General features: G+C 53.8%; 11 protein-coding genes. 4 read left to right on the plus strand and 7 right to left on the minus strand.

The features are described from left to right. Positions 1-9: 9 nt before the first annotated feature. The gene (locus tag PMI17_RS09980) at positions 10-1,140 is read right to left on the minus strand and encodes a polysaccharide export protein (protein WP_007888937.1); all 1,131 of its coding nucleotides are present in this window, start codon (positions 1,138-1,140) and stop codon (positions 10-12) included. A 304-nt stretch (positions 1,141-1,444) separates the two neighbouring features. Then, on the minus strand, positions 1,445-2,878 hold the full coding sequence (wbaP, locus tag PMI17_RS09985) for an undecaprenyl-phosphate galactose phosphotransferase WbaP (protein ID WP_007888939.1): 1,434 nt from the start codon (positions 2,876-2,878) through the stop codon (positions 1,445-1,447). A 791-nt stretch (positions 2,879-3,669) separates the two neighbouring features. Here wbaP and PMI17_RS09990 point away from each other — a divergent pair. Continuing rightward, positions 3,670-5,226 (plus strand): TerC family protein, encoded by a 1,557-nt coding sequence (locus PMI17_RS09990; RefSeq protein WP_007888942.1) that lies wholly within the window; start codon positions 3,670-3,672, stop codon positions 5,224-5,226. A 34-nt stretch (positions 5,227-5,260) separates the two neighbouring features. Here the strand turns inward: PMI17_RS09990 and asmA are convergent, their stop codons facing one another. From asmA to udk, 3 genes are all read right to left on the minus strand, one after another. Beyond that, entirely contained in the window at positions 5,261-7,060 is a 1,800-nt protein-coding gene (gene asmA / locus PMI17_RS09995) for an outer membrane assembly protein AsmA (RefSeq protein ID WP_007888944.1), read from the minus strand. A gap of 45 nt (positions 7,061-7,105) precedes the next feature. Further along, entirely contained in the window at positions 7,106-7,687 is a 582-nt protein-coding gene (gene dcd, locus PMI17_RS10000; protein ID WP_007888946.1) for a dCTP deaminase, read from the minus strand. 72 nt (positions 7,688-7,759) lie between these two features. Then, positions 7,760-8,398: a uridine kinase gene (gene udk, locus PMI17_RS10005; RefSeq protein ID WP_007888949.1), complete on the minus strand. Its 639-nt coding sequence runs from the start codon at positions 8,396-8,398 to the stop codon at positions 7,760-7,762. A gap of 230 nt (positions 8,399-8,628) precedes the next feature. Here udk and PMI17_RS10010 point away from each other — a divergent pair, with 230 nt between their 5' ends. The 3 genes from PMI17_RS10010 (at position 8,629) to yegD (ending at position 13,385) form a co-directional block, all read left to right on the plus strand. Continuing rightward, a complete protein-coding gene (locus tag PMI17_RS10010; RefSeq protein ID WP_007888956.1) occupies positions 8,629-9,240 on the plus strand; it encodes a phosphatase PAP2 family protein in 612 nt (203 codons plus the stop codon). A gap of 150 nt (positions 9,241-9,390) precedes the next feature. Beyond that, a complete protein-coding gene (locus tag PMI17_RS10015) occupies positions 9,391-11,955 on the plus strand; it encodes a diguanylate cyclase (RefSeq protein WP_007888957.1) in 2,565 nt (854 codons plus the stop codon). A 77-nt stretch (positions 11,956-12,032) separates the two neighbouring features. Continuing rightward, positions 12,033-13,385 carry a molecular chaperone gene (yegD, locus tag PMI17_RS10020; RefSeq protein ID WP_007888959.1) on the plus strand — a complete coding sequence of 451 codons (1,353 nt, stop codon included), beginning with the start codon at positions 12,033-12,035 and terminating at the stop codon, positions 13,383-13,385. 90 nt (positions 13,386-13,475) lie between these two features. Here the strand turns inward: yegD and PMI17_RS10025 are convergent, their stop codons facing one another. Next, the gene (locus PMI17_RS10025; protein ID WP_036620795.1) at positions 13,476-14,810 is read right to left on the minus strand and encodes a carbohydrate porin; all 1,335 of its coding nucleotides are present in this window, start codon (positions 14,808-14,810) and stop codon (positions 13,476-13,478) included. A gap of 218 nt (positions 14,811-15,028) precedes the next feature. Continuing rightward, entirely contained in the window at positions 15,029-15,991 is a 963-nt protein-coding gene (locus PMI17_RS10030) for an aldo/keto reductase (protein ID WP_007888962.1), read from the minus strand. Between the last annotated feature and the right edge of the window lie 38 nt (positions 15,992-16,029).

Here is a 16,029-nt window from a genome sequence, read left to right on the forward strand (position 1 = left end):
GGCGGACCCTTAGTCCGACCAGTTACGGAAACGAAGTGCCGCGGAGCTGGCATCATCAACACCCACGATGGTCGGCAGCAGGCCTGAAATCACACGGTTCCAACGGGTAATTGGCGTGGCGGTGACGTAGACGATGTCGTACGGCTCAAGCTGGAATTCGGTGCCCATCACCATCGAAGCCGCATCTTTGGTATTCAACTGATAGATGTTGGCAATCTTGGTGCGGTTGGTGCCACGAATTGGACGAATAACGAACACCCCGGTGGCATCAGAGGTGGTCTGATCCATACCTTGCGAGTTGCCCAGCGCTTCAGCCAGAGTCATGCCGCTGCGGTCCATCTTCAGCGTTGACTGCTGCTTCACTTCGCCCATCACAAAGACTTTCAGATCATCGTTACGCGGAACGTACAGAATGTCGCCCGGATAGAGCAGATGGTTTTGGCTCAGGTCGCCATTTTGCATCAGCGCCTGCAGCGAAATACGTTGTTCTTTACCGTTGTGCGTCAGCACCACGTTGCGCCAGTCTGCGTCAGCGGCCAGGCCGCCGGCGGCGTTAACCGCATCAAGCACGGTGAGCGGCACGTTGGTGATTGGCTGCTGTCCCGAGGTGGTCACAGAACCGGTGATGTAGGCTTTCTGCGAACGGAACGAGGCAACGTTAACGTCAACCTGTGGGCTTTCAATGAACTGTGCCAGACGACGCGCCACTTCGGTGCGGATCTCGGTCACGGTACGGCCCGCGACGCGGACTTTACCAATGTATGGGTAGAAGATCGTGCCATCAGCCTGCACCCAGTTACCGGTGTCGCTGGCGCTACGGTACTGGCCCGCTGGCGTCGTTAACTCTGGGTGATCCCAGACGGTAACGTTAAGCACGTCACCCACGCCGATGCGGTATTCGTAGCTCTGGATCTCATTTTGCAGCAAGGGGTTAGCCTGCGCGACTAACGGCTTCGGACGCATCTGTTCAACCAGACGCGGCGTGAGCGGGAAGACGTTTACATATTTGTCGATGTCATAGTTGCTATCCTGTTGCTCAATGACATCTTTTCCACTGGTGGAAAGGTGAGAACCCGGTTCAATGGTACATCCGGAGAGAAAAGTCGCGGATACCAGTAAAGGTATCAATTTAATTTTCATTATCATCTGATTCTTCGCTATCAGTTAATGATTGATAGAGGCGAAATCGCCCGCTGTGTAAGCGTCTTACAAAAAATTAATGTGACGGGTTAAACACTGAAACTGTGGGTCATTATTATTCGCTCCCTTGGTTTTATGTTGTCACCGTGTCTAAAGACGACATCAATTAAAGTGGGTATTTCATCAACCGGCAAATAACCCGTTTAATCGGGTGCATTAACGGCTGTTGTTTATATCACGACACACCCAGCACCGGCAGTTTTCAACCGGGGACGTTGCTGCCCTTCCCCGGCCTCGCTGTCTATCAATAGGCGCCATCGCGTTTAAGCACTACGCCAACCGTTTTAAACAGAATCGCGATGTCATTCCACAGCGACCAGTTCTTCACATACCACGAGTCGAAATAGACGCGCGTTTCATAGTCAACGTCGTTACGACCGCTAACCTGCCACAATCCCGTCATGCCTGGTTTTGCCATCAGGTAATAATCGACGTCACCCGCATAACGGCACAGTTCATCTTCAATCACCGGGCGGGGACCGACCAGGCTCATATCACCACGAACCACGTTCCACAGCTGCGGCAGCTCATCCAGACTGGTTTTACGGATGAAGTGACCGACTTTGGTAATGCGCGGATCGTTCTTCAGTTTGAAGTCTTTATCCCACTCGGCGCGTGCCACCGGATCGGTACGCAGTACCTCTTCCAGCACCTCTTTCGAGTTGATCACCATTGAGCGGAATTTCAGGCATTTGAATTTTCGACCATTCATACCCACACGTTCGTGACCGTAAATCGGCGGCCCACCATCACGGCCGACCATAAAGCCCAGAACCAGCAATGCCGGTGACAGCGCCAGAATAATGCCCAACGCGCCGACGATATCGAATGCACGCTTCAGGAAGCGCGAAGTGCGTTTCGCCAGGTTATTGTTAACACGCAGAATCATCACTTCATGACTAAAGATGTAGGCCATGTCGGTGCCGTAGAGCGGTACACCGCGCAGCGTTGGAATCACTGAAACCGAACGGCAGTTATGCTTCGCCAGGTTTTTCAGCCAGTGATCGCGATGCTGGCTCTGTTCGAACTCCACCGCCACGATGAACTGGGTTTCGCTGTTGGTCAGTTGCCACAGCTCCTGCTCATTATGCAGAACGGGTACGCCGGCGATGCTGGCTTGTGGGCAACTTTTATCGACGTCGAAAAAGGCAATGACATCAAAACCCATCACCTCTTCACTCTGCAGCGCCTGCCAGGCTTCCTGTGCGTTGCGGCTGCTACCGATAATGATGGTTTGCTTCTTCCACATGCCGAAATGATTCAGTACACGTTTAGAGATAGCACGCGCTAAAGGAAGCAGAATCAGTGCCAGAATCCAGGTCATGACCCAGACGAAACGCGACATTTGCCACTGTGAAAGCGCTGAAATTGACAAATCAATGACAGAGAAAATAAGAATGGTACGAAATATCTCTTTGAGCTCGAACCAGAATGGTTTGCGATACGTATAATGACGCAGTCGAACCCAGAACCAGCCTACGCAAATAACCGAAAGCGCAATGTGTGTAGCGATTTTTAAATGCAGGTATTTTTCAGATATATCTGCCAGCGGAGAATCTGTGAACGAATTAATCAACGCCATGGCAATAAACAACGCCGCGTTGAAACAAATTAAATCCGAGCACGCCAGTAAAATTTTGGTCAGAAGACTTTTATATGTAATTTCGTTATCGCGCATATTTAACTCTTTTATATTATTTCCCTAATCCCTAACGCCTCAAGCCTGTGTAATAAATGAGCGATATATTCGCTGCATTTGTTGAGGCAATCTGCGGCAAATTCTCTGAGGCCAAACTCATTCTCGCTTTAGTAAGCAAGAGAATTATGATGAATACCAACAGATTAGTCTGACTTCCCTTGCCACAATGACAGACTTTATTACCGTACAGAAAGCACTTTTGGCACGCTACCGCCCTTGGCTGTCGCTGCCAATACCGCTTAAATCATCCTATTTACAGCCTGTTTTTATGCGGTATTTATGCGCTAATTACCGGTCGTGGCCCGCGCACGATCACAATTCACAACATTAGAAGGCTAAGGAGCGCGCTATTAACAGCTTTGGCGCAGACATTTACTAGCACGTTGCTATACTAGTTATTACTGGCTTGTTTACAAGTAGGCCCCGTCTTGCATGTACTATTTTAGGAAAAAGACTACCAGCCATAAGTATTGATGCCAGCGCTTTCAGCCCATTCCTCAGCAAAAATCAGAATAATTCGATACTCAGCCTCTAATTACTTTGCATCAAAATTGCACGCACTTGCCTGCCTGGAACAATTAATAGCGATCGTTACTTAGCTAAGTTGTTTATCCATACTTTCGTCTTATCCTTACCCATCAGCAATCAAGAATATTCGCTATGTTTAAGCTGATACGCGGATTTACTGAGCTGGGACGTATTTGTACCCTTTTCTACGATTCACTATCATCAGATTAAGCTCAATTCATAGACATTAAGGTGATTAACGCATGTTGGAGTGGATCGTTGATCCGTCGCTCTGGGCAGGATTAGTAACGCTAATCGTTCTGGAGCTGGTATTGGGCATTGATAACCTGGTTTTCATTGCCATCCTCGTCGAAAAGTTGCCGCCAACCGATCGTGACCGCGCTCGCGTCATCGGACTCCTGCTCGCGCTGCTGTCGCGTTTAGCGCTGCTGGCATCACTTTCCTGGCTGGTGACGCTAACGCAACCGCTGTTTACGCTATGGCATCACCCTTTCAGCGCCCGCGATCTGCTGCTGCTATCTGGCGGCTTCTTTCTTCTTTATAAAGCCACTACGGAATTAAACAGTCGGCTTGAAGGTGCTGACGAGGAAACGGGTCAAAATAAGAACGGTGCTAAATTCTGGCCGGTGGTGGCGCAAATAGTGGTGCTGGACGCCATCTTCTCGCTGGATGCGGTGATTACTGCGGTTGGCATGGTTAATCAGTTACCCGTGATGATGGCTGCGGTGACCGTAGCGATTCTTCTGATGCTGCTCGCGAGTAAGCCGTTAACGCGCTTCGTTAACGGCCATCCCACCATTGTCATTCTTTGCCTGAGTTTCTTACTGATGATCGGCTTTAGCCTGGTTGCCGAAGGATTGGGCTTTATTATTCCCAAAGGCTATCTCTACGCGGCGATTGGTTTCTCAATTGTCATTGAGATACTCAACCAGCTGGCGATGTTTAATCGCCGCCGCTTTCTCACTGCCGGGCGCCCCTTGCGCCAGCGCACCTCCGAAGCGGTTCTGCGTATTCTACGTGGCGAGGCGCAGCGCGCTGAACTTGATGCGGATACCGCTTCACTGGTGAGCGACAGCGAAGAAGGCGCGCTATTCAATCGCCAGGAACGCCGCATGATTGCGCGCGTGTTAGGGCTGGGACAGCGGCAGATCAATAGCATTATGACTTCGCGTCATGACGTCGAGCATATCGACCTCGCTGAAGATCCCGCGGAGATTATGGCCAAGCTGGATCGCAATCAGCACACGCGCATTCTCATCACCGAACACGGCCGCGATCCGCTCGGCGTGGTGCACGTGATCGATTTGCTGCATCAATCTTTGCACAGCAAATCACTCGACTTACGCTCGCTGATTCGCCAGCCGCTGATCTTTCCGGAACGCGTCACGTTGCTGCAGGCGCTGGAGCAGTTCCGTAATGCACGGACGCATTTTGCCTTTGTGGTGGATGAGTTCGGTTCGATAGAAGGTGTCGTCACGCTGAGCGACTTGATGGAAACCATCGCCGGTAACCTGCCCAACGAAGGGGAGAAAATTGACGCGCGCTATGACATCCAACCGCTTCCCGACGGCGGCTGGGTGGCAAATGGCCACATGCCGCTGGAGGATTTAGCGGTCTACGTGCAGCTGCCGCTCGACGACAAACGCAATTATCATACGCTGGCGGGTTTACTGATGGATAGCCTGCAACATGTGCCTCAGGAAGGGGAAGAGTTAAAAATTGGCGATTATCTGCTGCGCACCTTGCAGGTAGAAAATCATCGCGTACAGAAAGTAGAGATTGTTCCGCTTACCCCATAAACATCAGGTGCGCATAGCTGCGCACCTGAAATCCTCAAGGCTGCTTCGCGGGCTGCTGGCGATCCAGCCACTGATTCAAGCGCGACTTGGCTTCGCTTTGCAGCTGCTGGCGCACCACGTCGTCCACCGGCAATGAGTACTGCAAATTATCCCAGCCGCCGTACATGCGCAGTGGAATGGTTTGCTGATTCAACAGATTGGCTAGCTTGTCGTCGCCTTGCCAGCCGCGCAGCATCATATTAATGGTGATGTCGAGCTGCTGTTTGACCATATCCACATTGCCTTTGGTTTGCACCGCCATGCGACTGTTGCCGCCCTGCAAATCCGGTAACGTGATAATGCCCTGCTTAAGGCTAACCCGACCGCTCAGCTGCTGAATTCCCTGCTCATCAGGCTGATCGTTGGTGACACGATTGCTGACGCGCGCCACGGCACGACGCACCATTTGTTGCAGATTCAGCTGTGACAGCTGCAGGTTGGCCGCTTCGAGATCGGCACTGCCCTGCCAGTAATGTTTTGCCTCTTCGATGCTCAAGCCTGCTCCACTGAGATCGCCTTTCAGTGAGACGGTGCCTTGCAGCGTTTCCGGCAGTTCGAGCGCTTTCAGCAGCGGCGCAATGGCGATGTTATCCAGCTCAGGCTGGAAAGCCACCTGCGTCACCGGTTTGCGAATGTCGACCGCACCCGGCACGGAGAAATGGCCGTCGCCGAACTTGCCCTGCAGCTTACTCAAGGTCATCAGGCCCTGCTGATTGCTGGCGTCGATCTGCAGATTGGTCAGCGTCAAACCGCGCCATACGCTGCTGTCCGCGGCGAGGTTGAGCGTCAAATCCATTTGGTTGAGCGGTGAATCGCTGTTATCGCGCATACGCGGCTCGGCGATCACCGGGGTACGTATCACGTTGGCCTGCTGAGGCGCGTTGCTATCTGTAGCGGGTGCGCTCGCCATCAGATTATCCAGATTTAACGACGTGGCATGCAGCGCCAGATTAAGCTGCTGTGGCAGGGCCAGACGCCCCTCGGCGCTGCCATCCAGCGTGCTGTCATTGGCGGTTAGCTGCAGCTTCTGCAACGAGAAGCGCTGATGGTCGCCATTCCATTCACCCTGACCGCGTATGGTGCCTTTGATCCCCTGCGTCGGCAGGTTGGCACCGTCCAGCGTGTAATTAACCTCATCCAGTTGCCCCACCAAACGATGCGGATACTGCGCCACATTCATTTGGCCTTTGAGATTCACGCTGACATTACGTTGATTGCGCGAAACGCGGGTAGCGAGCTCGATGCTGGCCTGCTTGCTGGCATCCTGATCGAGATTGAGATTGAGGTCGCGGAAGTTGTACTCATCACCGCCCGGCTGCTGCCAGATCAACAAGCTATCAGCAAGCCGCAGTTTGCCAATATTGAATGACCAGCCGTTATTGGTGCCGCTATCCGGTTCCGCATCGCCAGGACCGACGGGGGCGCCCGCCGGTTTCTGCATCGCGCTCTCAGGCGTCACGCGGATGATGGCGTTTTTCAGCATCACCTGACTGACGCTGAGCTGATGTGATAACAAGGGCAACAGATTAACATCCAGCCGCATGTTGTCGGCAGTCACCATCGGCTGGGTGGCGCCGGGCGCAGTCAAACTCATGCGTCCGGCAAGGATGCTAAGCTGCGGCCAGACGTGCCAGCGCAGATCGCCGCTGACCTGAAGCTGATAACCACTGCGCTGTTCTACCTGCTTTACCATATAGGTACGAAAGTCGTTGGGATTGACCAGCAACACCAGTGCCGTCATGCCCGCTACGACCACCACTAACAGGATGGCCAGTGTTGTTATCACTCTTCTCATCAAATCCTCATTGCCTTCATACTTCAAGTTGCAGCAGCGTTGGCATTAGTCTTTGTCGATGCGGCTGGCATCCGCGCCCTGCTGACCACGATATTTGGCATCTTCGCGGCGGTTATATGGACGTGCTGCCGGGCCCGACAACGGCTCAAAACTCAAGGCGCCAATTAACATGCCGGGACGCAGCGCCAGCGGCAGTTTGCCCGAGTTGTAGAACTCGAGCACGATACGGCCTTGCCAGCCAGGATCGATACGGTGCGCCGTCACGTGCACCATCAGACCAAGACGCGCCAGCGAAGAACGGCCATCCAGCCAGCCTACCAGATCGTCGGGAATGGTCACGGATTCCAGCGTTACCGCCAGCGCCAGCTCGCCCGGATGCAGGAAAAACGCTTCGCCTTCCGGCAACACAATCTCATCGCTCATGACGCGGTCCAGCGCGGCACTGACTTCATGCTTTGGACCACTCAAATCGATAAATGCTGCAGTATGTCCGCTAAAGGTGCGGAACTGGTTGCCAAGACGCACGTCTACCGTGGCGCCATTAATGCGTTCCACTGGCGGGCGTGGCTCAATCGCCAACTTTCCGTTGTCCAGCCAGGCTTCAATATCGCGATCGCATAATCTCATCGCAGGTACTCCATGAATTAAGTGTAGCGAAAGGCGACGACAGCGCGTCACGCTAATTCGGACGCCGTGTCGTTAAAGATACTGATTAATCTTGGCCTTAAGGATATCAATCGCGATACGGTTTTTCCCGCCGCGCGGCACAATGATGTCAGCATATTGCTTGGAAGGTTCGATAAATTGCAGGAACATCGGACGCACAGTCTTTTGATACTGGCTCATCACCGAGTCCATCGAGCGACCGCGCTCGTTAACGTCGCGCTTCATGCGGCGCATCAGGCAAATATCCAGCGGGGTATCGACGAAGATGGAGAAGTTCATCTCCTGACGCAGACGCGCATCGGTTAACAGCAGAATGCCTTCAAGAATGATGACTTTCTTCGGCTTGAGATGAATGCAATCGCTGGTGCGCGTGTGCTCAACATAGCTATACACCGGCAGTTCAATATCCTGTCCCGCTTTAATCGCGCGCAGATGCTGCAACAACAAATCATGATCCATGGCACTCGGATGGTCATAGTTGGTTTTCACCCTCTCTTCCATGGTGAGGTGGCTCTGATCTTTATAGTAGGCATCTTCGGGGATCACACCGATATGCTCGTCACCGACCTGGTCACGGATTTCACGATAGAGCGTGCTGGCGATAAGACTTTTTCCGGATGCAGATGCACCTGCGATGCCAACGATCACGCACTGATGAGACTTGTCAGTCATACTTTTTTAAGACCTGATAACTGGAGCCTGCCTAAGCCGAAGCTGCAACGGGCCGAATGAGAGGGTTAGTTGGCGGCAATTATAGGTATTTCACCGGTTTGATGCCAGAGAAATGGGCCAACGGCTTTTCAGAATATCCCCTTTTGCAGCCAGACGCTTAATCGATACACTGTTCATCTGCCAACACTGTAGCTGGCGTTGGCACTCCGAATGTAGCCGCAAGGAAAAGTATGAGCTGGAAAACCCTTACCTATTTTGGCGACAGCATGTTGCTGATCCCCACCGCGGTGATTATCGCGCTGGTATTGCCATGGAAAAGCGACAACCGCCAAACCGTTTGGTATTGGGTGCTGGCGTTTGGTCTCGCTGGCCTGGTGGTGAGCATTTCGAAAATTCTGTTTCTCGGTTTTGGCATTGGTAGCGCCAGATTTAATTTTACCGGCTTCAGCGGACACAGTGCGATGTCGGCCACGCTGTGGCCCGTGATGATGTGGTTGATTTCTGGCCGCTGGTCACCGCGCTGGCGCCTGTTTACCATCGGCATCGGTTATTTAATTCCGTTAATGGTGGGCTTCTCGCGACTGGTGATTCACGCGCACTCCAAAAGCGAAGTGTTAGCTGGACTGATGCTCGGCTTCACGCTGAGCACGGCATTTCTGCTTACCCAGCGCCGTACCGCGCTCAAAGGCTTTAGCCTGCCGCAGATCGGCATAGCGCTGTTGGTGCCGCTGTTGCTATTAGGTCATGGCCGGGTAGCGACCACACAACAGTTCCTTGAGCGCTTCTCCGCAAATCTTGCCGGTTTAGAAAAACCTTTCACTCGCGCCGATCTTTTCCGCTAACACGAATCAGCCCTTTGTCTGCAAAGGGCCAATCAATTCAGTGAATAAACACCAAAATAGATTTCTCCGCAGACATCCTAAACAGATGTGCTAGCATGCAAAATAGAGATTGATTAGCGCATTTTCCCTGCGGCGCAGCTGGATTCTTGCATGACCCTCGAAATATTAACCTCACAGCACGCCCCCCAGCGAATTTGGCTTAATGCCCTGATCATGGGTGGGCTGGCCTTTCTCCTGACGCTGTTTTGTCTGGAACTGATTGTCGTCAGTGGACGCATCTCCCCGCTTTGGTACTCTACCGCGCTGATGACGGTGCTGGTATTTCGTGCGCCCTCAAAACGCGTACCGCTGTTACTGCTCGCCTGTGTGATGGGTACCGCGCTGGCTAACCTCATCATCATTGGCCCGGCGCTGAGCAATATCAAATTCGCTATCCTCAATATGGTGCAAGCCATTCTGGGCGGCCTGATGTTGCGCGCGCTGCTTGATCGCCGCGCCCCGCTTAACTCGCTGCTTGACTGGGTGCGTTTTGCCTTGTGCGCGGGCCTGATCGCTCCGCTGTTAGGCGGTGTGGTTGCGCTGTGGATGCTGCATGTCGGCAATAACGCGTCACTGCCCTTTTTCTCCACCTGGGTGATTTCCGAAGTGATTGGCGTACTGGCGTTTGGTCCGGTGCTGCTGCTGTGGCCAAATAAGCCGCTGCGTCAGCTGATTACCCCGGGCCGCCAGCTGGAAACCTGTCTGACATTGCTGGGCACGCTGCTCGCCAGTTATTTATCGCTGCGTTTTTTGCCGTGGCCCTTCACCTTTATTGTGGTGATCCTGTTTTGGTGCGCGGTGCGCCTGCCCAAGTTCGAAGCGTTTCTGCTTATTTTCCTCAATGCGAGTTTCATTTCGATTCTGCTTGCCTTTAATTGGGTCAACCTGGCGCAAAATGGCCTATTGCTCGGCCAGGCCAATACCTGGCTGCCGTTCCTGCTGGTGCTGCTGCCGAGCCACATCATGGCGCTGGTGATGGATGCCTTCCAGCGCGAAAAACATCACATCAGCGAGAGTGAAACCCGCTTTCGTAACGCCATGGAGTATTCAGCCATCGGCATGGCGTTGGTTTCCCCAAACGGAGGCTGGCAGCAGGTAAACCAGTCGCTGTGCCAGACGCTTGGCTTCCCGGCAGATGAACTGAAAAAGCTCACCTTCCAGCAAATCACCCATCCAGACGATCTCAACAGCGATTTGCAGCAGCTGGAACGCCTGATAGCCGGCGACATCATGACTTACACCCTGGAAAAGCGCTATTTCCGTAAAGATGGCGAGATCGTCTGGGCGCGTCTGACGGTTTCGATGGTGCGCGACGCCGCGCTGCAGCCGCACTATTTCATCGCGCAGATTATCGATATCTCAGAGCTGAAGCAGAGCGAGCAGGTGAATCGCCGCCTGATGGAGCGCATCACGCTGGCGAACGAAGCCGGCGGTATTGGCGTGTGGGAGTGGAATCTGCTAACCGGCGAAATGCTGTGGGATAAGCGCATGTATGAGCTCTTTGGTTTAAGTCCGCAGCAAATCCCAACCTATGATCTTTGGGTGCATCTGCTCGATCCGGCCGAGCGGGAAAGCGCAGCGCTGGCGGTGCAGCAGGCCATTGAGCGCCGTAGCGCTTTCCAACTGGAGTATCGCATCAATTTGCCGGAGGGGCCGCGCTATGTACGCTCCGAGGCCAACCGCATTCTCAGCCAGGATGGGCATATTGAGCGCATGCTTGGCATCTGCCAGGACATCACGCCGCTACGCGCGCTGAACGAAGCCTTGTTCCAGGAGAAGGAGCGCATGGCGATCACCCTTGATTCCATCGGCGAAGCGGTAATCAGCACTGACGATGAAATGCGCGTCACCTTTATGAATCCAGTGGCAGAAACCTTGAGCGGCTGGTCACAGGAAAAAGCCGCGGGCGTGCCGATCACCGAATTACTGAATATCACGCGTGGTGCTGCAGGTCCGCGCGTCGATAACCTGCTGTTATGCCAGCTGCCGGGGGAGAAAATCTCGCCCGACCTCGATGAGGAGCTGGTGCTGCATACGCCAGATGGCGCGCATGTGGAGATCCATTACAGCATCACGCCGCTAAAAACCTTAACCGGCGCCAGCATTGGTGCGGTGATGGTTATTCAGGATGTGAGTGAATCGCGTAAGGTCATGAAGCGTCTGAGCTACAGCGCCTCTCACGATATGCTGACGCGCCTGCCCAACCGTCACAGTTTTGAGCAGCGTCTGAAGCAGTTGGTGCATGATGCGGCGACCCATAAAACGCAGCATGTGTTGGTGTTTATCGATCTTGATAAATTCAAAGCCGTTAACGACACCGCCGGGCACGCCGCTGGCGATGCGCTGCTGCGCGAACTGGCTGAACTGATGCCACATCATCTGCGCAGCAGCGATCTGTTAGCGCGGCTCGGCGGCGATGAATTCGGCTTGTTGCTGCCAAATTGCGAAGTCGATCAGGTGCGGGATGTGGTGCAGCGCATTGTTGCTGCGGTGAGCGACTATCGCTTTATATGGCAGGATCAGCCTTATCACGTCGGCGCAAGTGCCGGCATCACGCAAATCGATGAACACAACTGCATCAGTAATGTGGTGATGTCACAGGCTGACGTCGCCTGTTACAGCGCAAAACATGCAGGTCGTGGTCAGTATCACGTTTATCAGGAAGTACAGATGTAATCTGCCACGTCTACCCATTGCCAGCCCGCGCTGGCTGCGCTAAAGTCGCCCCCTTTTTTCCGGCATGGGGGATAAATATGTTTATCGGATTCGATTACGGCACGGCTAACTGTTCAATTGCAGTCAGCGAGAATGGCACGCCGCGCCTGCTGACACTGGAGAATGGTCAGCGCCTGCTTCCCTCCATGATTTGTGCACCCACGCGCGAAGCGATCAGCGAATGGCTGCATCGCCATCATCAGGTGCCCACGCCAGACAGCGAAGGTACGGCATTATTGCAGCGCGCGCTGCGTTATAACCGCGAAGAAGATATCGACGTCACGCCAGGCAGCGTGCAGTTCGGTTTGACTGCGCTACAGCAGTATATGGTCGATCCCGAGGAAGTGTGGTTTGTGAAATCACCGAAATCCTTCCTCGGTGCCAACGGCCTGAAACCGCAGCAAATCGCTTTCTTCGAAGATCTGGTGTGCGCCATGATGCTGCACATCCGCCAGCAGGGTGAGACTCAACTCGATCGCCCGATTGAGCAAGCCGTGATTGGTCGCCCGATTAACTTCCAGGGATTAGGCGGTGAAGACGCCAACCAACAGGCGCAAGGTATTTTGCTGCGTGCGGCGCAGCGTGCCGGTTTCCGTGACGTGGAGTTCCAGTTTGAGCCGGTGGCGGCGGGACTGGATTTCGAAGCCACGCTGCAGAAAGAGACACGCGTGCTGGTGGTGGATATCGGCGGCGGAACCACCGACTGTTCGATGCTGCTGATGGGCCCGGAATGGCGCAACAAAACCGATCGTCGTGAAAGTCTGCTCGGTCACAGCGGTTGCCGCGTGGGCGGTAACGATCTCGACATCATGCTGGCATTTAAAACGTTGATGCCGCTGCTTGGTCTCGGCGGCAATACCCAGAAAGGCACCGCGCTGCCCGCGTTGCCGTGGTGGAATGCCGTGGCGATCAACGATGTCCCGGCGCAAAGCGATTTTTACTCTGCGGCCAGCGGCAAACTGCTGCGCGATTTGATTCGCGACGCCGAGCACAGCGACAAAGTGGCGCACCTGTTGAAAGTGTGGCAGCAGAAGTTGAGCTATCGCTTAGTTCGCGCCGCTGAAGAGAGCAAAATCGCGCTATCGGAAATGGCAGAAACGGATGCATCGCTGGCATTTATCGCCGCTCAGCTACAGGCGCAGATCAGCGCGACACAGCTGGAAGAGGCGATTAATCAGCCGCTGGAGCGGATTCTTGAGCAGGTCCATCTGGCGCTCGCCACCTGCGAAACCAAACCAGAAGTGATCTATCTGACAGGCGGTAGCGCGCGTTCACCGATACTGCGCGCCGCCCTGCAGCAGGCATTGCCCGATACGCCTATCGCCAGCGGCGATGATTTCGGCTCGGTCACCGCCGGTTTAGCCCGCTGGGCTGAAGTCATGTTCGGTTAATGCTAATCCAATTGCGAACGATCCCCTCTGCCGCTTGCGGGAGAGGGAAAAGTCCGTAATCTTGTGACGTTTTTTATCGTACTTAAACCATCAGAAATTTACGTTCGCGCTAATCCCACCCACAAACGCATCTTTCACTTCGCTCACCGCACCCGGCGCCACCACATACTGCAGATTTGGACGCAGCTGCAGCCATTTGGTCAGCTGAGCGTTGTAGTAAATCTCATAGTTGTACTCTGAACCATCCTGAATCGGCAGATAGGTCGGGCTATCGAAGTTGGTTTCGCCGTTGGCATTATTCTGCTCACGCTGCGAGCGCGTATAAGCGCTATTGACGTGAATACGCGCCGCACCAACACCAATCTCATCCTGCGGACGCGCATCGAACGGTCCTTTCCAGGTGAAGCTGACCGATTGATAGTTGTCGGTTTTCGAGGTCTTGTGGTCGTTCATCACCGCCTGCACAGTGACACCCAAACCACGGCTGGCGTCACCGCCTTGCGCTGTCAGCTGTTGCTGCAACAGTACGTAGCCGCCGTAGGCGTGATCCTTGCTTTGATAAGCGCCATCGCGCCAGCTACCGTAGTTATCGCCATTGGCTGACGAGTAGTAATAACCAATGCGGTAGTTACCCGGCAGTTTGTCCGCGCCCAGGGTGGGTTTCCAGCCCAATTCCACCGGCACCAGATTCCCTTCTGAGTTGCTGGTATCCAGACGGAAGCCGTCGCCGCGATCGTAGTTAGCACGGTTTTGGTTGTAGAAACCGACCTGGAAGAACACTTCAGGCGTGAAGTTTACTTTCACGCGACCGCCCCACTGGGAAACCGGCCAGTTGAACCAACGATCGCCACGCCAGTTACCTGCCTGACCGCTACCAAACGCCAGGTTCTGGAACTTACTGTCGAAGTTATCGAAGTCTTCACCAACGGTAACGCGCCCCCCCTTCAGGTTGACGGTGTTATCGAACAGACCTTTGCTCAACCAGAACTGGGTTAAACGCCAGGTTTGGCCACGACCGTAAACTTCCTGGGTGGATGACAACATGCCGGTACGGCGATCGGCAACCTGATCGGAGATGTTCTGACCATTACGATCGGTAATCGTCATCTGAAACTGCGCATCCTGCCAGTTCAGCAGTTTTTCCAAATCGAAGTTGGCGCCAAACGCCCACTGATCGCTGTAACGCATAGACGTGTTGGTGTCAGCGCCGCCCGCCAGATTGGAGGCGCTTTCCATGGTGTAGTTAACGTCGAATTTAATGCCGTCATTTTCCAGCTGCGTTCGATTACCGCCCCAATCGCCAAACATATAGGGAGAGTCATAACTGAACGCATCAGCGGCTAGCGCAGATGTGCTCAGCATCGCCAACATCAGGGTTCCCGCTGCCACGCGAGGGATGTGCTGCACTGCTTTTTTTCTGTTCATGATGGTTTTTCTTATATGAAGTTACTGGGATGGATCGAACAGAGGATAGTGCTGAGGATTTGTCAGTTTTTGCAAATATGTGCGCAGTTTACCTGAAGTTGATAGTGCGTTAGCGCAATTGTGACGCTGGTCGATGATTGAAAATCTTTTGCTGAAAATGGCATTTTTTGTGAGGCAGAACAGAAAATTAGCGGGACGCCGCAGCGTCCCTGAAAACATTACAATTTACTGGCACTCGCCAGCTCTTCGATTTCCTGCTTGCTGAGTTCCAGCTCGGTAGCTTTCACCAGTTCATCCAGCTGCTCCAGCGAAGTGGCACTGACAATCGGCGCAGTGATGCTCGGACGCGCAATCTGCCACGCCAGTGCAACCTGGGTAGCTGAGACATCATGTGAAGCAGCAACATCTTCTAGCGCTTCAATGATGCGCTTGCCGCGTTCGTTGAGATATTTATCCACGATGCCCTGCCCGCGCTTACTCTTGCTGGCATCTTCTGGCTTTTTGTATTTACCGCTAAGGAAACCGCTGGCCAGCGAATAGTAGTTGATCACGCCAAGGCCATTTTTCACCGCCACCTGCTCCAGGCCGCCTTCATACTCCTGACGATCGTACAGATTGTATTCCGGCTGCAGGGTTTCATAGCGCGCCAGACCGTGTTGCTTGCTCACGTCCAACGCTTCCTGCAGACGTGCAGCGTTGTAGTTCGAGGCGCCAATGGCGCGCACTTTGCCCTCTTTAATCAGCGAATCGAAGGCTTTAAGCGTGTCCAGCAGCGGCGTCGTGTCATCATCGCGGTGCGCCTGATACAGATCGATGACGTCGGTTTGCAGGCGACGCAGCGAATCTTCCACCGCCTGACGAATATAAGCGGGCTTCAGGCCGGTTTTTTCCGGCGACAGCTCCATGCCCACTTTGGTCGCCAGCACGATACGATCGCGCTTGCCGCTTTTCTTCAGCCATTTACCGATAATGGTTTCCGATTCGCCCCCTTCATTACCTGGCACCCAGCGCGAGTACACGTCGGCGGTATCGATGAAGAACAATCCTTTCTCCACCAGCGCATCCAGCAGTGAAAACGAGGTTTTCTCATCCACCGTCCAGCCAAATACGTTGCCGCCAAAGGTGAGACGGGGAACTTCTATACCGCTGTCGCCAAGCTGGCGGAGTTTCTGTTGACTCATTATGTTCTCCTTATTTAAACGAGACAGGTCTGCATTGA

It is taken from the genome of Pantoea sp. GM01 (assembly GCF_000282675.1).
Taxonomy (GTDB): domain Bacteria; phylum Pseudomonadota; class Gammaproteobacteria; order Enterobacterales; family Enterobacteriaceae; genus Pantoea; species Pantoea nemavictus.